Source organism: Brevibacillus sp. TJ4 (genome assembly GCF_044627595.2).
Lineage (GTDB): Bacteria > Bacillota > Bacilli > Brevibacillales > Brevibacillaceae > Brevibacillus.
Map to the genome: position 1 here is coordinate 3254156 of NZ_CP185865.1, position 20870 is coordinate 3275025.

At 56.1% G+C, this 20870-nt stretch carries 15 protein-coding genes; 4 read left to right on the plus strand and 11 right to left on the minus strand.

Translation table 11 applies throughout. From position 1 onward, the window contains the following. Nucleotides 1–54: 54 nt before the first annotated feature. The 9 genes from nrdJ to ACAF76_RS16035 all read right to left on the minus strand — a co-directional run bounded on the left by nrdJ (nucleotide 55) and on the right by ACAF76_RS16035 (nucleotide 13490). Complete coding sequence (gene nrdJ / locus ACAF76_RS15995) at nucleotides 55–2316, minus strand: ribonucleoside-triphosphate reductase, adenosylcobalamin-dependent (protein WP_400161856.1); 2262 nt, start codon at nucleotides 2314–2316, stop codon at nucleotides 55–57. A gap of 353 nt (nucleotides 2317–2669) precedes the next feature. Beyond that, nucleotides 2670–4424, minus strand: coding sequence for a pyruvate kinase (gene pyk, locus ACAF76_RS16000; protein WP_400161857.1), 1755 nt, complete (start codon nucleotides 4422–4424; stop codon nucleotides 2670–2672). Nucleotides 4425–4467: 43 nt separating this feature from the next. Further along, nucleotides 4468–5427, minus strand: a complete 960-nt coding sequence (gene pfkA, locus ACAF76_RS16005) for a 6-phosphofructokinase (RefSeq protein WP_400161858.1) — start codon at nucleotides 5425–5427, stop codon at nucleotides 4468–4470. 216 nt (nucleotides 5428–5643) lie between these two features. After that, nucleotides 5644–6600 (minus strand): acetyl-CoA carboxylase carboxyltransferase subunit alpha, encoded by a 957-nt coding sequence (locus tag ACAF76_RS16010; RefSeq protein WP_400161859.1) that lies wholly within the window; start codon nucleotides 6598–6600, stop codon nucleotides 5644–5646. Further along, nucleotides 6567–7511, minus strand: coding sequence for an acetyl-CoA carboxylase, carboxyltransferase subunit beta (accD, locus tag ACAF76_RS16015; protein WP_400161860.1), 945 nt, complete (start codon nucleotides 7509–7511; stop codon nucleotides 6567–6569). The genes ACAF76_RS16010 and accD overlap by 34 nt, the downstream gene beginning before the upstream one ends. A 21-nt stretch (nucleotides 7512–7532) precedes the next feature. After that, nucleotides 7533–7715, minus strand: a complete 183-nt coding sequence (locus ACAF76_RS16020) for a glutamate decarboxylase (RefSeq protein ID WP_400161861.1) — start codon at nucleotides 7713–7715, stop codon at nucleotides 7533–7535. A gap of 77 nt (nucleotides 7716–7792) precedes the next feature. Next, nucleotides 7793–8464, minus strand: coding sequence for a FadR/GntR family transcriptional regulator (locus tag ACAF76_RS16025; RefSeq protein ID WP_400161862.1), 672 nt, complete (start codon nucleotides 8462–8464; stop codon nucleotides 7793–7795). 67 nt (nucleotides 8465–8531) lie between these two features. Beyond that, a complete protein-coding gene (locus ACAF76_RS16030) occupies nucleotides 8532–9776 on the minus strand; it encodes an NADP-dependent malic enzyme (protein WP_400161863.1) in 1245 nt (414 codons plus the stop codon). Nucleotides 9777–9956: 180 nt separating this feature from the next. After that, a complete protein-coding gene (locus ACAF76_RS16035) occupies nucleotides 9957–13490 on the minus strand; it encodes a DNA polymerase III subunit alpha (protein ID WP_400161865.1) in 3534 nt (1177 codons plus the stop codon). Between the two features lie 184 nt (nucleotides 13491–13674). Here ACAF76_RS16035 and ACAF76_RS16040 point away from each other — a divergent pair, with 184 nt between their 5' ends. Next, nucleotides 13675–13986: a YtpI family protein gene (locus tag ACAF76_RS16040; protein ID WP_400162075.1), complete on the plus strand. Its 312-nt coding sequence runs from the start codon at nucleotides 13675–13677 to the stop codon at nucleotides 13984–13986. Nucleotides 13987–14190: 204 nt separating this feature from the next. On the opposite strand, the gene ACAF76_RS16045 is transcribed toward ACAF76_RS16040, so the two are convergent. Together ACAF76_RS16045 and ACAF76_RS16050 are read right to left on the minus strand one after the other, a co-directional pair. Beyond that, nucleotides 14191–15501, minus strand: coding sequence for a DRTGG domain-containing protein (locus tag ACAF76_RS16045; protein WP_400161866.1), 1311 nt, complete (start codon nucleotides 15499–15501; stop codon nucleotides 14191–14193). A 211-nt stretch (nucleotides 15502–15712) separates the two neighbouring features. Beyond that, a complete protein-coding gene (locus tag ACAF76_RS16050; protein ID WP_400161867.1) occupies nucleotides 15713–16870 on the minus strand; it encodes a DUF445 domain-containing protein in 1158 nt (385 codons plus the stop codon). Nucleotides 16871–16964: 94 nt separating this feature from the next. Here ACAF76_RS16050 and ACAF76_RS16055 point away from each other — a divergent pair, with 94 nt between their 5' ends. Genes ACAF76_RS16055 through ACAF76_RS16065 form a run of 3 tightly spaced genes read left to right on the plus strand, consistent with a single transcriptional unit; the run spans nucleotide 16965 to nucleotide 20858 of the window. Continuing rightward, nucleotides 16965–18383, plus strand: coding sequence for a YheC/YheD family protein (locus tag ACAF76_RS16055; protein ID WP_400161868.1), 1419 nt, complete (start codon nucleotides 16965–16967; stop codon nucleotides 18381–18383). A 7-nt stretch (nucleotides 18384–18390) separates the two neighbouring features. Beyond that, complete coding sequence (locus ACAF76_RS16060; RefSeq protein ID WP_400161869.1) at nucleotides 18391–19482, plus strand: YheC/YheD family protein; 1092 nt, start codon at nucleotides 18391–18393, stop codon at nucleotides 19480–19482. A gap of 2 nt (nucleotides 19483–19484) precedes the next feature. Continuing rightward, the gene (locus tag ACAF76_RS16065; protein ID WP_400161870.1) at nucleotides 19485–20858 is read left to right on the plus strand and encodes a YheC/YheD family protein; all 1374 of its coding nucleotides are present in this window, start codon (nucleotides 19485–19487) and stop codon (nucleotides 20856–20858) included. Nucleotides 20859–20870: the final 12 nt, after the last annotated feature.

The window sequence follows — 20870 nt, forward strand, 5'->3', positions numbered from 1 at the left end:
CAAAATAGAGCAGGCTGCACCAGGCAGTCCTGCTCTTTTTCTTCATTCGGCTTGTTAGCGAATCGGGCACGCTCCGCCTTCGCATGCTTCCGCAGTCGACAAATCTGCATCCGCACCGGTCTCAAAGCGTTGCAGAATCGCCGGATCAAACGGCTTCATGGAGGCTTTCAGGCGCTCGTACTCTTCCTTTGTGCACTCCTCGTACGGAGCCAGCTGGTAGTTTCCACCGTCCAGCTGCAGGAAGGAGACGCCGACGAAATTATCCCAGTTTCCGTAGACGATTTCCTCGACTTCGCCCCACTCTTCCTTGCGCACGGTAATCGTGTTGGACGAGTTGTGCTCGGTGTACTCCTTCTGGAAGCGGAAGTACGTATCGAATTGGCGCTTTGCGCTCACTTCGTTTTTCGTTTCCTGCGCACCAGAGGCGACAGGGAAATCGATTACCAGCGTACGGGCATTGGCCATCCGCTCTTCATACGTCTCGCCTGGCGTACCCACCTCTGGATTGATCGTCCAGCCCAATTGCTGTACTGCTTTCGCCAACGGATCTTCGGCATTGATCCGAATACGGCGGATATAGTACGGCGAATGGGACCAGTGCAAGCCGCTGGAGACTCCACCCGCCACCTGGGAGAGTGTACCCTCAGGCTTCACGGTCGTGACCAGCAGCGGAGAGTTGACGCGCAGTTCATACGCGTAGCGATCCGCTTCATCACGCGCTGCGTCGCCCAGCATGCGCAGCAGTTCCAGCTCCTGCTCCTCGGTGTAGCCGAGCGTAGCCAGCGCGTCCTTTACCCCTGTCAACGACGTACCCAGCAGTCTGTCGCGCTGCTGCACGACGTCCCAGTGCGGCAGCTCCAGCGTCACCAGCGTCATGCGCAAGCCTGCGCGCGCCGATTTGCGCTGTGCTTCCAGCAGCCCTTCGAGATCGAGGTAGTGGGAACCGTCCGGGTTTTGCTTGACGAAGCCGACGAGGTTGACTGTCGTCAAGTTGCAGACACCGTAGGAATCGAGCAAAATTTCCGCGCACGGATTCAGCCCTTCGGCGTTCGGGCGACGCCGGTTTGCCTCTTCCAGGTTGACGAAGCCAGGCTCGCCTTCCAGTTGCATCAGCGTGAAGACGAGATGCAAAAATTCGCGGGACGGCTTGCTTTGGAACGCGATCGAGTTGTTGGACATTCTGCGGTGGTCCAGCCCAAAGCGGCCATCACCGACTTTTTGAATGCTGTCAAACCAGCTCGGCTTGTGCGCACCCAACAGTTCTCCCACTCTGCGATGGTGAGCGAGCTGCTCTTCTGTCCAGAACCCGTTGATGCCGTACTTGGCGAGCATGCACTCGTAATCGTCATGGTCAAACAGGAAGATTTCCGCTGTCCGGCGCACGCCGCCTACGACCACGTTGGCTCCGATCAGGTTGCCGATGTCCAGAATGTGAATCGGACGAACCTTGCCGTATCCTTTTTCATCTGCCTGAATCGGCGCAAGCTCGGGATCAATTTTGTTTTTCAGCACCTTGTCGATGCCTTCGAACATTTCGCGAAGCGGCTCATGCCCGCTTGCCGTTCCGCCAAAGCGCTTCAGCCGCTCCCCTTTTGGACGGACGCTGTTGTAGGAAATTTTGACCGTATGGATATGCTCGTACTCTTTTTCCGTCAGGATTTGCAGGTACAGGCGCAGCGATTCGACCCAGCCTTCCTTGCTGTCCCCGACGTAAATTTTGGCGAAGCCGTTTTCCAGTACGTTCAGCTCCGAACGCTCGAGGCGCTGGTGCTTCGGCAACGGATTGTACTCGGATGAGAGCAGGGTGACATTCGTGCGGATCGGAGTCAGGCCAGCCGCCATTTCCTTTGTGCACTTGAAGCCGACACCCGTACCGACCAACAGCAAATAGAACAGATCGCCCAGATCGTTCCAGGACTTGATGTTCAAAAAAGAGCAGTTGAAGTTGGCCAGCGGGTACAAATCGGCTACGCCATTTTCCGCACCGCCAACCCACAGCGTGCGTCCAGAAAGAAACTGGCGAAGGTTGAACATGTTGTCAAACAAGCCTTCCGCCTCTTTTTCCAGCTTCTGAACATCGATGTCCAGGCCGATCTTTTGCAGGTGCTGATAGGCGAGCTTGATATTGTAATCCACCGAGCGACGGCAGGTCTCTTTCCAGGTTTCCCTTCTTCCTTTTTCCGGGATAAAACGAGAATAAGTACGGTAGTAAACAAATTGCCCAAGCGGGTTCATATGTGCTGGAAAATCAGGATACTGCGCTAAAAATTCATCCCTCAAAAAGTGGGTCCTCGTAATCGACTCAGTGGCTAGCATATCGTTTCCTCCTTCAAATCTATACTTCCTAGTTAACTCTTTTTCTTGGAAAAACTCAATAGTTTTCTCAATATGTAGTAAGCAATAATTTTCGACAATACTATATCTAGTGTTTTACAAAAATAATGCTTGACAACAAAACAGGTATTTTTAACTAGTTTACCCTGCCTTCGCAGACGATGAGATACAGCCGATCGCCGGGTGAAACCCGTTCTTTTTCACGGCAAAAAAACGGCGAAAAATCGGGCGTCGGTCACCGCGCGCAGAAGACAACATGATACCATTGAAAGAGAAAAAGGGCGACATTTTGTCGCCCTCCTGTTTTTTCCAGATGGAAAATTGATTCTTTTTTCCTAGAGCACTCGGGCATGTCCGGAATAAATATGCCCCCGCTCGGAATCTACTGTCACTACCATGCCGTCCTTCAAGATCTCGGTCGCCAGGGGTACTCCGAGGATGACCGGGACGTTCAGGTTCAAGCCGACAATCGCCGCATGGGAGGTCAAGCCGCCTTCCTCGGTGATGACAGCGCCCGCCTTCTTGAAGGCTTCGACCATCTCGGCATCCGTGCCGATCATAACCAGGATGGAGCCTTCTTCGGTCTTGGCCAGCGCTTCCGCTGCCGAACGGGCGATGACGACTTTGCCCGATACGACCTTGCGCAAAATCCCCTGTCCCTTGGCGACAATATCGCCGATCACGTGAATTTTCATCAGGTTGGTCGTGCCTACTTCGCGCACCGGCACGCCCGCCGTGATCACGACCAGGTCTCCGTGGCGGACGAAGCCGCTGCGCAGCGCCTCCTGCACGGACATCTCCAGCATCTCATCGGTCGTGTTGGCCATGACGCCGTGGACGGGATAGACCCCGTTGACCAGCGACAGACGGCGAATCACATGGGCATGCGGAGTGACAGCCACGATTGGCGCCTTGGGACGGAATTTGGACACCATCCGCGCCGTATGTCCGCTTTCCGTCGCCGTAATGATCGCTGCCGCATTCAGGTCGAGAGCGGCATTGGAGACTGCCTGGGAGATCGCATCGGTAATCGTCACCTGCTTGAGCATGGCCTGGGTGTTGAGGATTTCCCGGTAGTTCAGCTCCTGCTCCGCACGTACGGCGATGCGGTCCATCGTCTGCACCGACTCGAGCGGATATTTCCCGGCTGCCGTCTCTCCCGACAGCATGATCGCATCGGTCCCGTCAAAAATCGCATTGGCTACATCGCTCGCCTCCGCACGCGTCGGACGCGGATTGCGCTGCATCGAATCGAGCATTTGTGTCGCGGTAATAACCGGCTTGGCTCGCTCGTTGCACTTTTTGATCAACTGTTTCTGGACGAGCGGCACTTCCTCCGCAGGGATTTCCACGCCAAGGTCGCCGCGCGCTACCATCAGCCCATCGCACACATCGAGAATTTCATCTACATTGTCTACGCCTTCCTGGTTTTCGATTTTGGCAATGATGTCGATGCTGGCGTTGTTTTGCTCCAGAATCTGCCTGATTTCCAGGATGTCGGATGCCTTGCGGACAAACGAGGCAGCGATGAAGTCGACGCCTTGCTGGATGCCGAAGACGATGTCCTGCGCGTCTTTTTCCGTAATTCCCGGCAGGTTGATTTTGACGCCGGGCACATTGACGCCCTTCTTGCTTTTCAGCGTGCCGCCGTTGCGGATCAGACAGACGATGTCGTTGCCTTTTACTTCCTCCACGCTCAGCCCGATCAGGCCATCGTCAATCAGGATGGTATCGCCCGGCTTCACGTCCTCGGTCAATTGTCCGTACGTGATCGAGACGCGCTCGGCGGTACCGGCCACTTCCTCTGTGGTCAGAATGATCCGCTCGCCTTCCACCAGCTCGACGGCGTCAACAGACAGCGTGCCGGTGCGAATTTCCGGTCCTTTGGTGTCGAGCAAAATCGCGACGGGCTTGCCAGTCTCTTCTGCTGCCTGGCGGATATTGGCGATGCGGGCGGCGTGTTCCTCGTGGGAACCGTGGGAAAAGTTGAGTCGGGCGACGTTCATTCCGGCGAAGATCAGCTTTTTCAGCATCTCCACCGATTCACTTGCGGGACCAATGGTACATACGATTTTTGACTTTCTCAACATGTGTGTAAGCCTCCTCTAATACTCCCTGCGGCAGTACGCCTGTTTATATCGACAACGTGCGGGCCAGATGGTAGACGGACAAATCCAGCTTGTGCTTTTTTGCCAGCGCCTCTGCAAAATCGACGTCGACGATGACGTTGTTCTGGATTCCCACCATTCTGTCACGCTTGCCTTCCAACAAAAGATCGACGGCTGCTGCCCCCATCCGGCTGGCCAGCATCCGGTCCATCGCAGTCGGCGAACCGCCTCTCTGGATGTGTCCCAATACGGTCACTCTCGTCTCCCAGCCGGTAGCCTTGGTGATCGCTTCGGCAAAGGAGGAGGCGCTGCCCACTCCTTCTGCGACGATGATGATCGAGTGCTTTTTGCCGCGCTTTTGTCCGGCGTGAAGACGCTCTACAATATCCTCAAGGTCATGGTCTTCCTCGGGAATGATAATCGACTCCGCCCCGGCGGCCAGCCCTGCCCACAACGCGAGGTCGCCGGCATCGCGTCCCATCACCTCGATAATGTAGGTGCGCTCATGCGAAGTCGCTGTGTCGCGGATCTTGTCAATCGCTTCCACAATCGTATTCAAGGCAGTGTCAAAGCCAATCGTAAAGTCGGTGCAGGGGATGTCGTTGTCGATCGTGCCCGGCACGCCAATCGTCGGAAAGCCTTTTTCGGTCAGCTTCTGGGCGCCGCGGAACGAGCCGTCTCCGCCAATTACGATCAAGCCTTCGATGTCGTGCTTGCGCAATTGCTCCACCGCTTTTTGCTGCCCTTCGTCCGTCTTGAATGCTTCACTGCGCGCAGAGTACAAAATCGTACCGCCACGGTGAATGATGTCCCCTACAGAGCCGAGGGTCATCTCTTCGATGTGGCCGTTCATCAGACCTTCGTATCCGTGGTACACCCCGTACATTTGCACACCGTGATAGGCTGCCCGGCGAACGGCTGCACGGACGGCCGCATTCATGCCCGGTGCGTCGCCTCCGCTTGTCAGTACAGCGATCTTTTGCATGTGCACCCACTCCTTATCCTGATTAGCATGTCTTTCAACCGGAAACAGTATGTGTCATACCTGCAACAAAACACGCTGTATCATTCCAAAAACCATATCTGTTATACAATTTCACAGGTATGTGCCATACTTTTCGAAAGATCAGACAACTCGCTTATCCGAATCTGATTGTAGCAGATAATCCTTGCAGATAAAAGGAAAAAACGCCCCCTGCAATTACAAGGAGGCGAATTCACCAATCTTCTTGAATCTCTCGTAACGGTCCTGTACCAATTGTTCAGGAGTCAAATGCGAGAGCTGTTGCAATTGTTCAACGATCACCCGTTTGACGTCGCTCGCCTGTTTTGCCAGGTCGCGGTGTGCACCGCCAAACGGTTCCGGGATAATACCGTCGATGACTTGCAGAGAGAGCAAGTCCGGAGCAGTGATTTTCATCGATTCGGCAGCCTTCATGCCCAGTCCCGCGTCACGCCAGAGAATCGCCGCAGCGCTCTCCGGGGCGATGACGGAGTAGTAGGAGTTCTCCAGCATCCAGACGCGGTTGCCCACGCCAATCGCCAAAGCGCCGCCGCTTCCGCCTTCGCCGATGACGATGCAGATGATCGGCACGCCAAAAGTGGCCATTTCCCGCAAGTTGCGCGCAATTGCTTCACTCTGCCCGCGTTCCTCTGCCGCCTTGCCGGGATATGCGCCCGCTGTATTGATAAAGCAAATGATCGGTCTGCCGAACTTGTTTGCCTGCTCCATGATGCGCAGCGCTTTGCGGTACCCTTCCGGATGCGCCATCCCGAAGTTGCGCTTGATGTTGTCTTTTGTGTCCTTCCCTTTCTGGTGGCCGACGATCGTTACCGGACGGCCATCCAGCTTGGCGATACCGCCCACGATGGCCTGATCATCGCCGAAGACCCGATCCCCGTGAACCTCGATAAAATCGGTGAACAACAGCTTTATGTAGTCAAGCGTCGTCGGCCGCTCCGGATGCCTTGCCAACTGCACGCGCTGCCACGGCGTCAGGTTTCCGTAGATTTCCTCTGCCAGATCCTTGGCCTTTTGCTCCAGCCGCTTTACTTCCTCGGACACATCGATTCCTTTTTCTTCAGTAAAGCGACGCAGTTCCTTGATTTTATCGCGCAGTTCTACTAAAGGCTTTTCAAAGGGGAGCTCTCCAGCCATGCTTCCACTCCTTCCTGCGTCGTGTGCATCTCGACCAGCTTCGCCAGCGTCGTACGCATTTCCTTGCGGTGTACGACCATGTCAAGCTGACCGTGTTGCAGCAAGAATTCTGCTGTCTGAAAATCTTTCGGCAGCTCCTGGCGAATCGTCTGTTCGATGACCCTGCGCCCGGCAAATCCGATCATCGCGCCCGGCTCGGCGATATTGTAATCCCCGAGAGAGGAAAAGCTCGCCGACACGCCGCCAAACGTCGGGTTGGTCAAGACCGAGATGAACAGCAGACGCTCCTTGTCCAGTCTGGACAAAGCCGCGCTCGTCTTGGCCATCTGCATCAGGCTGAGTACGCCTTCCTGCATGCGCGCACCGCCGGAAGCCGAAAACAGGATAAACGGCAGACGTCTCTCAATCGCCCGCTCGATCGCCCGGGTGATTTTTTCCCCGACGACAGACCCCATGCTCGCCATCCGGAAACGGGAGTCCATTACCCCGATGACGACCCTGTTTCCTTCCAGCAGTCCCTCGCCTGTGACCACTGCCTCGTTCAGGTTGGTCGCAGCCATGTCCTTCTCCAGCTTTTCCAGGTATCCCGGAAACCCGAGCGGATTGGAGGTAATCAGGTTGGCGTCAAACTCTTCCAGCAACGCGCCGTCATCCAGCAAAGCAGCCAGACGCTCCGGGGCGGTCATGGAAAAATGGTACTGGCAGCCCTTGCAGACGCGCAGGTTTTTTTCCAGATCCTTGGAGTAGTGGATCGTCCCGCAGTGCGGGCATTTATTCATCAGTCCCTCGGGAACTTCCTTTTCGCGGACACCCGCTTCCTTTGCATCATTTGCGGAAGCGGGATCGCGTGAGACCGATACCGAGGGGACGGTAGCAAATTTGCGTTTTTTTCCAAACAGGTCTTTGAGCACCGTTGCACCCCACCTTTCTCTTCAGTGAAGGATCGTGCCAAAAATTTCCTGGACTTCAGGAACTTCGCTTTCCGGGACGAGAATCTCGAATTGCTTGGATACTTTCCCTTCGCGAACCTTGACCAGAAATCCTTCCTCCGTCAATCGTTGCTGAATCCGATCAGCTATTTTTGCGCTGGGGGCGATGTAGATGACCGTCCACATGCTGGCTTCCTCCTTCATCACCAATACAGGTCTGCATCATCATATCACAGCGCCCGCGCACGCCGCAAATACAGGGATCACAGCTTGCTATTGTCCAAATGTTGCTTCATCTTCTCTACTGCGACCGAAACTTCACCGGCACGGATTGCCTCCATGATCTCCCGATGTTCCTGCACCGCTGCCCTGGCTCTGCCCTCGCGAGACAGCGACTCGACGCGCACGCTGTTGCTGTACTCGACAAGCGGCGCCCAGATGCGGTGCAGAATCGAATTGCGGCTGGATCGGCAAATTACGCGGTGAAACTGGTAATCTTCTTCTGCGGGTACTTCTCCGCGCTCCACACGCTCTTCCGCGATCTTGAGAATGCGCTCCATTTCCTCAAAGTGCTTATCCGTCGCCCGCCGACAGGCCAGCCGCACGGCATCGAGTTCGAGAATTTTGCGCATTTCCACGAGGTCTTTCTTCGACTTCCCGTCCTGGAGGATAAAAAACCCGAGAATGTCGATGAAGCGGTTGTGGCGGTAGTGCTTCAGAAACGTCCCTTCTCCCCGCCGCGTTTCGATCAGCCCGAGAAGTTCCAATGCCCGCAATGCCTCGCGAACAGAAGAACGGCCTGCCCCCAGTTGCTCCGACAGCTCCCGCTCGGAGGGGAGCTTGTCGCCGGGACGCAGGTTGCGCTCTTGGACAATCTGATGGATTTGCAGGAGAATTCCTTCGTATACCTTTCGCTCTTGGGAAGCGTCGAGCACGCTTTCTCCTCCTTTGGCGCCTGCCGAAAACCCCGATCCCGCTTTCGCCAGGCGAATCATCCGTCTATTATACTTGCTGGTAGGAAATCGCCGCCAGCTTTTCTGTTCTCGCTTTTACTTCTTCCGGGTCGACCGTGATGCGGGCGACACCGCTCTCCATTGCCGCTTTTGCCACTGCCGCGGCGACGCTTGGAGCGACGCGTGGATCGAATGGAGCGGGAATGACCTTTTCACTGGACAGCTCTTCCGGTGCGATCAAATCTGCGATCGCGTATACAGCAGCCAGTTTCATTTCTTCGTTGATCGTGGTCGCGCGCGTGTCCAACGCTCCGCGGAAAATGCCCGGGAAGGCAAGTACGTTGTTGACCTGGTTCGGGAAGTCGGAACGTCCGGTACCCATGACAGCCGCTCCGGCAGCCTTGGCTTCTTCCGGCATGATCTCCGGAACCGGGTTGGCCATCGCGAAGATGATCGCATCGCGGTTCATGGAGCGAACCATGTCCGCTGTGACAGCTCCTGCTACGGAAACGCCGATGAATACGTCTGCACCTTTCATCGCGTCGGCCAGGTTGCCTTCGATCTTGCTGCGGTTGGTGATTTTCGCCATCTCTTCTTTTACAGCGTTCATTCCGAACGGACGGCCTTCATAGACAATGCCTTTGGTGTCGCACATGATCACGTCTTTGACGCCCATGGACAAGAGCAGCTTGATGATGGCGATACCGGCAGCGCCAGCGCCGTTGGTCACCACGCGAATGTCTTCCAGCTTTTTGCCGACGACGCGCAGGGCGTTGATCAGACCAGCTGCAGTAACGATCGCGGTACCGTGCTGATCGTCGTGGAACACCGGGATGTTCGTTTCTTTTTTCAGGCGCTCCTCGATTTCGAAGCAGGCAGGAGCTGCGATGTCTTCCAGGTTGACGCCGCCAAATGTCGGCTCCAGAAGTTTGACTGTTTCCACGATTTTATCCACGTCATTGGTGTTCAGGCAAATCGGGAAAGCGTCTACGCCAGCAAACGATTTGAACAGTACCGCTTTGCCTTCCATAACTGGCATCGCCGCTTCCGGTCCGATGTTGCCCAGGCCGAGAACTGCCGTTCCGTCCGTTACAACAGCAACCAGGTTGCCTTTCATCGTATACTCGTACACTTTGGATGTGTCGTCAAAAATGTCCTTGCACGGTTCTGCTACACCAGGAGAATAAGCCAGACTAAGGTCGCGCGCATCGCGAACCGGCACTTTCGTCACTGCCTCCAGCTTTCCTTTATTCTTTCTGTGAAGTTCCAACGCTTCCTCTCTGAGATTGGACACAATAACCACTCCATTCACGTTTGATCTTTTTCTATTGCAGTCTTGCCCATTTCACAAACTTCAATCGTTTTTTATGGTGCCTCGGCAGTGGTCTGACCACTGGTTCGATTATGTTCCCATTATAACAAAACGCGTTATCCTGTAAACCCGCCGAAAACGGCAAAAAAGGGAGGACAACGATCATCCTCCCTTGTTTATAGGCAATTCTTTCCGAATTACGCTGTCAGGCCCCACAATTTCTCGCGCTTGCTCCAAAAATGAACGGTCGGCATCCACGAGAATCGAGTCCGGCAGGCGAATTGACTGCTTTCTTCCCTCATAGTACAAAATGACGGGAATCGTTCCCTTTTTTCTGACAAATAACTGCTGAAGCTGCTGCAATGTCGAATCCTGCTCCTGGGCAGCCGTAATTTTGACAAAAATGACAGGCTCCGTGGCTGGCGGCGGCGGCTCGGGTGCCGACTTTGGCGCCGGGGCTGGCTCGGGCGTTCGCGCTGGCTCCTGCACCGCCTTTTGGGAGGCCGCCGGGTGCTGTGGCGGCGGCGTTTGCGGCAAGGCAGCCGCATCCCAGATACGACCGGGCAGCAGCTTGACGGCATCGTCCTGCTGATCGATGCGCGCTTCGACCACGAGGATGCGTTCCCGCTCCAAAAGCTCGGCATGCTTGGCGAACACCTGCGGAAAAACGACCAGCTCCACCTGCGCCGTCTTGTCCTCCAGCGTGACGAATGCCATCGGATCTCCCTTTTTCGTCTGAATCCGCCGGATATGCGTGACCATGCCGCACACCTTCACCGTCTTGTCCCGCGGGTATTCATCCAGTGCGGCAAGCGGTGTCAGCTCTGCCCGACTAGTCAGGTGGGCGTACTGGTCGAGCGGATGGCCGGAGAGGTAGACTCCGAGCAGGTCGCGCTCTTCCTGCAGCTTCTGGCTGTGAGAAAACGGCGGAACTTCGGGATAATCAGCGGGCTGGCGTACGCTCGCCGCCTCATCGGCGCCAGCGAAGAGATTGAGCTGGTCCGCATCCCGCTCGATCCGTTTGCCTGTAGCCTTGCCGATCGCCTCGTCGAGCAAAAGCAGCAACTGGCTGCGATGCCCCGGCAGGGAATCGAGCGCTCCGCACAAGATCAGCGACTCGGCTACGCGGCGGTTGACCAGGCGCGAATCGACGCGTGCGGAAAAGTCAAACACATCGCGGTACGGCCTGCGCTGCCGCTCCCTGACGATCGACTCGATCGCGCTGTACCCGACATTTTTCACCGCTGCCAGACCGAAGCGGATAGCGTCCTGTTCCACTGTAAAAAACGCTTCGCTCTTGTTGACGTCCGGGGGCAGCACGGTGAGCTTCATCCGTCGCGCTTCCTCGGTGTATTCGGCAATTCGCGTCTGGCTGCCGATCGACAGCGAAAGCAGGGCCGCCATAAACGCGAGCGGGTAGTTCGCTTTCAGGTAGGCCATCTGATAGGCGATCACCGCGTAGGCGACGGAATGTGCCTTGTTGAACCCGTAGTCGGCAAAACGGACGATCAGGTCGTACATTTCGTTGCCCAGCTCTGCCCCGTACCCTTGTCTGATGCAGCCGGCGACGAACTTTTCGCGCTGTTCGGCCAGCAACTCCCGCTTCTTTTTCCCCACGGCCCGCCGCAAGATGTCGGCTTCGCCCAGGCTAAAGCCGGCCAGCGTGGAGGAAATTTGCATGATTTGTTCCTGGTAGATCATAAAGCCGTGCGTTTCCCGAAGAATCGGCTCGAGCACCGGATGGGCAAACTTCACCTCGCTATGTCCATGCTTGGCCGCGATGTACTGCGGAATGATCTCCATCGGTCCCGGGCGGTACAGGGCGAGGACGGCGATGATGTCTTCCAGGCTGCCTGGCTTGAGATCGCGCAGGACGTTGCGCATCCCTGCCGACTCAAGCTGGAACACGCCAGTCGTATCCCCTAGAGAGAGCATGTGAAAGGTTTTGGCGTCGTCCGTCGGGATGCTTTCCAGGTCGAGTGCGACGCCCTGCTGCCGCAAATGGCGCAGCGTCTCCTGAATGATCGTCAGGTTGCGCAAGCCGAGAAAGTCCATTTTCAGCAGTCCGACGTCTTCCAGCACTTCCATCGGGTACTGCGTGAGCGCAAGCCCCTCGTGCCCGGTCTGCAATGGTACGTAGCGGGTGAGCGGCTCGCGCGAGATGACGACACCTGCGGCGTGCGTCGAAGCGTGGCGAGGCAGTCCTTCCACGCCCTTGGCCGCTTCGATCAACTGTCCCGCCTGCTTGTTTTCGGCGCACAGCTTGCCGATGTCGGGATTGAGCTGCATCGCCTTGTCGATCGTCATGCCGGGCGACTGCGGGATCATTTTCGCCACCCGGTCGATCAGGCCCAGCGACAGCCCGAGCGCCCGTCCGACATCGCGCACGGCTGCACGCGCAGCCATCGTTCCGAAGGTGATGATCTGGGCTACCCGGTCGTGTCCGTACTTGTCTGCGACGTAATGGATGACTTCATCCCTGCGTTCTACGGAAAAATCGATGTCGATGTCGGGCATCGTGACCCGCTCGGGGTTGAGGAAGCGTTCGAACAGGAGCTGATGGCGCAGCGGATCGACATTGGTGATGTTCAGTACATACGCCACCAGGCTCCCCGCCGCAGAGCCGCGTCCCGGTCCGGTCGGAATCCCTTGCTCGTGGGCGTAGCGCATGAAGTCCCAGACGATCAGGAAATAATGGGTAAATCCTGTGCGCGTAATGATCGACAGCTCGTGATCCAGCCTCTCTCTCGCCTGCGGCGTAATCTCGCCATAGCGGGCTAGGCAGCCTTGTTCGCACAGCTCACGCAGGAACTGAGCCGGATCTTTGCCTGACTCCAGGGGGAATTCCGGCAAAATATGCTGCCCAAACGACAGCTCCACCCGACAGCGCGCGGCGATCTGTGCCGTGTTGGCCAAGGCTTGCGGCACATGGGCAAACATCTGCGCCATCTCCGCCCCGCTCTTCAGGTAAAACTGGTCGGTCTCGTAGCGGCGGCGGCCTTCCTCGCCGACTGTCTTGCCTTCCCCGATCGCAAGCAAAATGTCGTGGACGGCATGGTCCTCCCGCTCGACGTAATGCACGTTGTTGGTCACGACGAGCGGAAGCCCCGTATCCTCGGCGAGCTTGACGAGCAGGGCGTTCAGCCTGCGCTCATTCTCCAGCCCGTGATCGGCCAGTTCCAGGTAAAAATGCTCCGGTCCGAATGTACGGCTATACCAGAGAGCCGCTTCTCTTGCCGCGGCTGTCTCGCCTGCCAGCAGCAGACGGGCCACCTCTCCCTCCCGACAGGCAGAAAGCGCAATCAGCCCCTGGGCATGACGTGCCAGGACTTCCTTGTTCAGGCGGGGCAGGATGTAGTTGCCCTCGGTGTTGGCGATCGTGGCCAACTGCAGCAGATTGCCGTACCCCTGCTCGTTTTCCGCCAGCAGCACAAGGTGAAAGGGAGGGGCGGCATTGCGCACCCGATCCTGCAGGTTGCCTTCAATCAGGTAGACTTCCATGCCGAGAATCGGTTTGATCCCCGCCTGCCGGCACGCCTTGTAAAAAGGAATCGCTCCGTACATGTTGGCGTGGTCGGTAATCGCCAGGGCAGACATGCCCAGCTCGGCAGCGCGAGCCACCAGTTTGTCGATGCGGGCGGCGCCGTCCAGCAAGCTGTATTCTGTATGTATGTGCAGGTGGACAAAGGAATCCATCGCGTACCCTACCCCTTTTTATGATAAATGTTAGGCGAACGTACTTTTGCTCTCTATCTATTATAGCGGAAACGAAGCGAGAAGAGGAGGAATCGAGTGCAAACATTTGTTCCTACATGAATTTGCCAACCTCTCGCGCTTCTGCTAGGATAAAGCGAGAAGGCTAGAGAGGATGAATTTTTCCATGTGGTACGCGTTTTTCCTGACAGGAGTTATCGCTACGCTGGTGAGCAGCGTTTATTACAGCATTACGGCACGCAGAAGAGGAATCCATCCGCTGGAATCCCGGATGATCCTGGGCAAGATGAATGTTTCGCTGGGCATTCTCGTCACCCTGCTCGGCGTCAACCAGTTCACCTTTGAACCGCTTGACGCAATCCGTATCATCATCGCCCTGCTGCTGGTCTTTGTCGGTGCCGTGAACCTGTTTCTCGGCTCGCGCAACTTTTTTCGCTACCGCAGCCTGTGGCGCGCAGAGCTGCAAAAAGAAAGCTAGTACACTCCGGGGACATTTTTCCTTTATTGCCAACCGTTTAGGCTAGCTTACCTTTTTTTCATTGCGCTATAATCAGTTTGTGTGACATCCTAATGCTTCAGACAACCCGAGTGCAGTGCCGACGGTTGTCTTTTTTTTGCATAAAAAAGGCCAACGGGCGCGGGGATAACCCTTCTGCCAGTTGGCCTTTATTTCTCGTATCGTCTATCTTTCGATGATTTGGGCAGCAACCATCGCCTGGCCCACCAACTGATCGCCATGGTAGACGGAAACCTCGACCTTGCCGAAGCGGCGGCTGATGTCGAGCAGGCGCGGCTTCACCTGCACCTGGCTTTCCATCTGGACCGGCTTGAGGAAGTAGACAGTGACGTTTTCCGGCACCATGTCGCCGCGACGATGCTGGCGCAGCAAGTTACAGGCCGCCTCGACCATCACCGTGGTCATTATTCCGCTCGCGATCGTCCCCAGGTGGTTGGTCATCTGCGGAGACACATCTCCGGTATATACGAGCTCATCCCCCTGCCGCTCTTCCCGGAAGTGGGACATGATCAGGTTCGGGAACGTCTCGCTCATCTGCGGCTGCTTGGCCGTGAACTGTAGCGCCTTCAACACGTCGTTGCGGGTAAGCACCCCGATCAGCTTCCGGTAGTTGTCCACCACCGGCAAAAGCTCGATGCCCTCCCACACCATCATATGGGCCGAAGAGGCGACCGAGACGCGCGGCGATGTCGTAATCGGGTTTTTCGTCATCACCTTGTCGATCGTAGCCGTCTCGTCGTGGCCGATAATGTCCTTGGAGGTGACGATGCCGATCAGCCTCATCTGCTCATCGACGACAGGAAAGCGCGTATCCTGGTACAACTCGGTATACTGATGCCATTTTGCCACGCTGTCGGAAGGCAACAGCACTGGCGTCTCCGCCAACGGCTTCAACACATCCTCGACCATCATAATCTCTTTTTTGATCAGACGGTCGTAAATCGCGCGGTTGATCATCGACGCGACCGTAAACGAGTCGTAGCTGGACGAGATGATCGGCAGCGCCAGCCGGTCTGCAAGCTGCTTGATCTCCTCGCTGGTGTCAAAGCCACCGGTAATCAGTACCGCAGCTCCTTGCTGCAACGCGATCTTGTGCGCCTGGATGCGGTTCCCCACAATCAACAGACTGCCTGCATCGATATAGCGCATCATCGCTTCCAGTTGCATCGCACCGATGACGAATTTGTTCAGTGTTTTATGTAATCCTTCCCGTCCGCCCAAGACATGGCCGTCGACGATGTTGACGACCTCGGCGAACGTAAGCCGCTCAATATTCTCCTTTTGCTTCTTCTCGATCCGGACCGTCCCTACGCGTTCAATGGTGCTGACGTACCCTTGCGTCTCCGCTTCCTTGATCGCGCGGTAAGCGGTCCCCTCGCTTACCTCAAGATCCTTGGCGATTTGTCGCACGGAAATTTTTGAGCCGATCGGAAGGCGATTAATATGTTGCAAGATTTGTTCATGTTTTGTTGCCATTTCCGCTTCCATCCCCCTCCTGTTCTTTCATCCGCGTGCGCAGCTTCTTCGAACAATATACCCGAAGGCGCGGCAAAAAAAAAGGGTAGCTTTTGAAAGCTACTCCGCAAAGAAATATATCATTAAGGGGGTTTTCATCGTGATTTCATCATACCCACAAAATATTACAGGATTATTACAGCACAATTACAATTTCGTTTCAGATTGGTAATCAACCCAGCCACATCGACAACAGCCCCTGGACGAGACCGATCATGCCGCCCAACACAAAGCCCAAAATCGTAATCATGCGAAACTCCTTGCCGGAGATGCCCAGCACCATTTGCTCGATGCGTTCGATCGGAAATCCCTCTACCTGCCGCGTCACGATCTCGCTCACCGGAAGGCTGCTGAATACTCGCTCTGCATTGCGCTCTACGGTGTCGAGCAGCCAGCGCGCCAGTCGCGGGATCGCCTCGTTGAGCAGCGGCTCCCTGATCGGCTGTGTCAGCTTGGACAGCGGCTCGTCAAGCAGGCGCAGGCTCTGGTCCTCCAGCTTGGCAAACAGGGCGTCCGTCCACTCCTCTACCTGCTCCGCGCCGATCCAGGCCACGACCTCCCCCACCCGCTTGTCCAGCAGCTTGTCGATCTCCTGCCGGATGAACTGCTCCAGCCTGCCGTGCAGTTCCTTGCCTTGCAGCAGCTCGTCGAGATGCGGAAGCAGCTTGCCGATCACTTTGTCGTCGCCCAGAAACATGCCGACGAACCCGCCGAACATGCCACCGCCGCCGCCCAAAAGAGAGCGGACCATCGTCTGCAACGTCTGGTGCCCCTGCGGCGAGTGCAGATAGTCCCGCACCCGCGTCAGCAGCAGTTCGCTGAAGGCACCGGATGACGCCTCCAGCCGCTGCACCCCCGAATCCGAAAGAAGCTCGCGGAGCTGCTTATCTTCATGCCGAGCCAGTAAGCGCTGGACAAACGAATGCCAGTGCCGGGCAACCGGTGCGCGCAGCGATTCGCTCCAACGCCCGTTTTCATCGAGCACCTGCGGCACTGCGGCACGTACCAACTGGCGCAGCGTGCGCTCCTCTGCCATCCATTTGCCGGACACATCCTGCAGCCAGTAGACGAGCGTCTTTTCCATGTCCCCCTGGGTAATGGCCCGTTTTACTCCTTCCGCGGTCAAAAGGTGCTCGGCGACCAATCGGCCCATTTGTCGTGCGATCTCATCCCGCCTGGAGGGAATCAATCCCGGCGTAAAAGGGACGCGCCAATTGCCGATATACCAAGGGCGAAGCGGCCGGAAAAGCATGCGAATCGCGACGTGATTGGTAAACCCGCCTATCAGTGAACCAATCGCAATGTTTAGCAGTATCAACCAACTGTTCATAAATTCTAATAACCTCTCTTTTCTTCAAGGCACCAAACCTTATTCGACCTCATACCATAAGACTAACTTCACGCCTGATGGGAAGGGGATCATCATGTCATACTTGCCAACTGTCGTATACCCACACGAGCCAAAATCAGGAGTAGACCTCTACCTGCCCCAGAGGTACATGCGCAAATGGAGTCTCACCCCGTCCACGATATGCGTCCAATTTGGCAGCAGCATCGTTCACGCCCGTGTCAGTGGTTCCGAGCGAACTAGCCAGACCCTGGTCAGCCGGAATCTGGCCCAGTCGCTCCATTTGCCCGTGGGAATGCCTCTTTTCGCAAGGTATCAGCCCAGCCAGCAAACCCTTGTTTTTGGACCGTATCTGGGTATCCTGGTCTCCGGCTACAATGCCAAAAACTCATTCTCGCCGTTCGGTCCGACTACCTCTTTTTTTAATGAGGTTGCAGACATCTACCGCAAACGGGGCGGTGTCATCAGTGTCTTCCGGCCGCAGGATGTCGACTGGGAGGCGCGGACTGTCCGCGGGCTGATCCGCAGAGCTGGCGCTTGGAGAAAAACGGTCCTGTCGCTTCCCCAATGTGTGTACAACCGGGTAGTTTCCCGCCAGTGGGAACGAAGCGAAGCGATGACAACCTGGGTACAGCGATGCAAGGATGCGTCCATCCCCTTCTTCAATGAAAACTTTTTGAACAAATGGCACGTACATTCCGCTTTGGAAAAGCAGGAATCAGCCATTCCTTACCTTCCGCGGATGGTATCTTACCAAGGCGAAGAACAACTGCAGGAAATGTTCTCCCACTTTCACACTGTTTATTTCAAACCGGCCAACGGGAGCATGGGTCGCGGCATCGTTCGCCTGCGGCGCACGCAAAGCGGCTATCAAGCTGTCAGTCCCGGGGGCGTAAACAAACATTTTTCCAATCTCGCCGGGCTGCACCGGTATTTGCACAAATTGAGACACGGCAAATCGTATTTGCTCCAGCAAGGCTTGCGTCTGATCGGCGTAAACGGCCGTCCGACAGATTTTCGCGTACTCGTCCAAAAGAACAACACAGGTCAATGGGCCGTAACTTCCATGATCGCCCGTCTCGGACAAAACCGCATCGTCTCCAACGTCTCTCGCGGCGGTTCGATGGTAAGCGCACTGCGCGCCTTGCACATTTGCGGCCCGTGGCACGGCGGTGCCCGACCTACGCCCCAGAAGCTGAAAAACGTAGCCTTGAAGCTGGCCGACCTGCTGGAAAAAGCGCTACCTGGTCATTATGCCGAATTGGGTGTCGATTTGGGAGTGGATGTAAACGGCAGGATCTGGCTGCTGGAAGTAAACAGCAAACCGTCCAAGACAACGAGCGCCCGGCCCTTGCCCGAAGGAGTAGAAGAGCCGCCGAAAAGGGCCCGTCCTTCCGTGCTGCGGATGTATGACTACGTCTCCCACTTGTGCGGGTTTCCCCGCAAATCCAAATCAAACTCAAAACGATCAGGCAAGAAATCTGGACGAAGGTGACAGACACATGCCAGCAAAGCAACACAGCCTCGGGATTATGACCCGATGCCAAGGAGCCTATTTCGTTGACAAAGGGTTCTACCGTAAACTGACGATGTACGGGCGGAAAAAAGGGCTGCGCGTCTTCGTCTTTTCGCCGCGCAATGTCAATTTCGACGCTCGCACGGTAAGAGGATTCGAATATCGGCAGGGCACTTGGGAAAGCCGGGTCTTTCCACTGCCCGACTTGATTTATGACCGCTGCTTTGTCGGTCCGTCATACCGCCACTATAAACCATTTGTAGAAAGGTTGCAAAATGACCCCGCCATCACGTTTTTGGGTCACGGTCTGTCCGGCAAATGGCAGGTACACAAGATGCTGATCCAATCTCCAAAACTCGCTCCCTATCTTCCTCGGACGGAACTTTTTTCGCTATCGACCCTGCGGGAAACCTTGCGCACGCACGGTGCCGCTGTCATCAAACCGATTGCCGGTACACACGGGATTGGCGTTACCCGCATCAAGGCAATGAACGACAGGTACGAGATTGCCGGACGCAACCGCAAGAACCAGCCGTTTCGCCGATTGGTCAAAGGGCAGGCAGGGCTTGCCACTTTTTTGCGCTCTTTCACTACCGGACGAAAATTCCTTGTCCAACCGTACCTGAACCTGCATACACCGGCGGGAGTCCCCTTCGATGTGCGCGTACTGGTCCAGAAAAACGGCGATGGCGCATGGGAGACGACTGGCGCTGCAGTCCGAGTCGGCGACAAGCGAAGCATTACATCCAACCTGCACGGCGGAGGCAAGGCAGTCCCTCTGTCGCCATTTCTCTCCCGCCATTTTTCACCAGAGATCAAAAGTCGCATTGAGCAGCAAGTATCGTTACTGGCGAATGAACTGCCCGTCTTTCTCGAACAGTCGCACGGCAGGCTGGTCGAGTTGGGAATTGACCTCGGAATCGATACCGATGGCAATGTATGGGTCATTGAAGTCAACAGCAGACCGGGCCGAACTGTCTTCCGCAAGATCGGCGATCCACAGGCTCGCCTGCATTCGATCACCCAGCCGGTTCGTTACGCCCACTATCTCATGCAAGCGCGTGTAGGAGGTTACTAAGCATGGAAACGATTCGAGTGCGATTACGCTTTCTTTCTCATCCCCATGTCTGCGGGATCGTCCTGCCGGCTCAACTATTCCAGAAACTGGATCTTCGACCGCGCCAGAGGATCACCGTCATGCTGGGAAAAAAAGAAATCGTCGCCACAGTCTTGCAGGATCAACGCAATCCTGACAGCAACATCGTCAAAGTGACCAGTTTGATGCGTACAGAACTGGGGATCCCGCACGGCGGACTGATCAGCCTCAAGCGAGAGGGGGATGCGCTTCGCATCGGTCCATCCATCGGAATCGTCACAACTGGCCTGCGCAGAGACCCGCGCATGCCAATTGGTCAGCGAACTTCGTTTTTTCATAAACTGTTGCAGGCACAGGAAGGAAAAGGCGTCTTTTACTTTATCTTCTCCCCCCACGATGTCGACTGGAACAACCACCGGGTAAACGCCTGGTTTTTGCGCCGCACCAAAAGCGGAGGTTACGTATGGCGCAGGCTGACCACCGCCATCCCGGACGTCGTGTACGACAGGATCCCTTCCCGCTCGGCCGAAAAGCATGAAGCGGTCAAGGCGTTTAAATACAAGCTGGCCAACTATCCGCATATCCCTGTGTTCAACCAAGGCTTTTTCAACAAATGGCGCATTCATCAACTGCTGTACCCCAACCCCGAAGTCAACCAGCACATACCGGAAACGTACACCTCTCCAAATTTGCAAACCTTGCGCAATCTGCTGCGAAAGTACCCGATCGTCTACCTGAAGCCGAAAAACGGCAGCCTGGGATACGGCATCATCAAAGTGACCCGTCAGGCCAAAGGATACGATGTCTCCTACCATACGGGCAGCGGCAATGTGAAACGCTTCTTCTCCAAGCTGTCCTCGCTCTATCAGCACGTGTTCCGGACACGCCGAATCAGCTCGTACCTCGCCCAGCAAGGCATTCCCTTGCTGACGTTCCATGGACGGCCCTTCGATTTTCGCGTCCACTTGCATAAAAACCAGCTCAATGAGTGGGTCGTCTCGTGCACCGCGGCCAAAGTGGCCGGTTCCGGAAGCGTCACGACGCACGTTCGCACAGGGGGAACCGTGATTCCCGGCGATGATCTGCTGCGCCACCTGTTCGGCAAACAGCACGCCATGGTGATGGATCGCGTCAAGGAAGCCTCCATCCGCCTGGCGTCGGCCATCGAACAAGCCAAAGCGATGGAGTTGGGCGAGCTGGGGCTGGACATTGGCATTGATACCAGAGGACATGTCTGGATGTTTGAAGCCAACTCCAAACCGGGCCGTTCGATCTTTAAGCACGCCCGTCTCAAGCAGGCAGACAAGGAATCGCGCAAGCTCCTTGTCGACTACAGTTGTTATCTGGCCAACTTTTAGCTGTCCCCGTCA

What these genes read in the sequence shown, in the direction of transcription:
- ACAF76_RS16060 (WP_400161869.1), top strand. Translation starts at nt 18,391, where the DNA reads ATGCCAGCAAAGCAACACAGCCTCGGGATTATGACCCGATGCCAAGGA.
- nrdJ (WP_400161856.1), bottom strand. Translation starts at nt 2,316, where the DNA reads ATGCTAGCCACTGAGTCGATTACGAGGACCCACTTTTTGAGGGATGAA.
- pfkA (WP_400161858.1), bottom strand. Translation starts at nt 5,427, where the DNA reads ATGCAAAAGATCGCTGTACTGACAAGCGGAGGCGACGCACCGGGCATG.
- ACAF76_RS16065 (WP_400161870.1), top strand. Translation starts at nt 19,485, where the DNA reads ATGGAAACGATTCGAGTGCGATTACGCTTTCTTTCTCATCCCCATGTC.
- ACAF76_RS16040 (WP_400162075.1), top strand. Translation starts at nt 13,675, where the DNA reads ATGTGGTACGCGTTTTTCCTGACAGGAGTTATCGCTACGCTGGTGAGC.
- ACAF76_RS16050 (WP_400161867.1), bottom strand. Translation starts at nt 16,870, where the DNA reads ATGAACAGTTGGTTGATACTGCTAAACATTGCGATTGGTTCACTGATA.
- pyk (WP_400161857.1), bottom strand. Translation starts at nt 4,424, where the DNA reads ATGTTGAGAAAGTCAAAAATCGTATGTACCATTGGTCCCGCAAGTGAA.
- ACAF76_RS16010 (WP_400161859.1), bottom strand. Translation starts at nt 6,600, where the DNA reads ATGGCTGGAGAGCTCCCCTTTGAAAAGCCTTTAGTAGAACTGCGCGAT.
- ACAF76_RS16035 (WP_400161865.1), bottom strand. Translation starts at nt 13,490, where the DNA reads ATGGATTCCTTTGTCCACCTGCACATACATACAGAATACAGCTTGCTG.
- ACAF76_RS16055 (WP_400161868.1), top strand. Translation starts at nt 16,965, where the DNA reads ATGTCATACTTGCCAACTGTCGTATACCCACACGAGCCAAAATCAGGA.
- ACAF76_RS16020 (WP_400161861.1), bottom strand. Translation starts at nt 7,715, where the DNA reads ATGTGGACGGTCATCTACATCGCCCCCAGCGCAAAAATAGCTGATCGG.
- ACAF76_RS16045 (WP_400161866.1), bottom strand. Translation starts at nt 15,501, where the DNA reads ATGGCAACAAAACATGAACAAATCTTGCAACATATTAATCGCCTTCCG.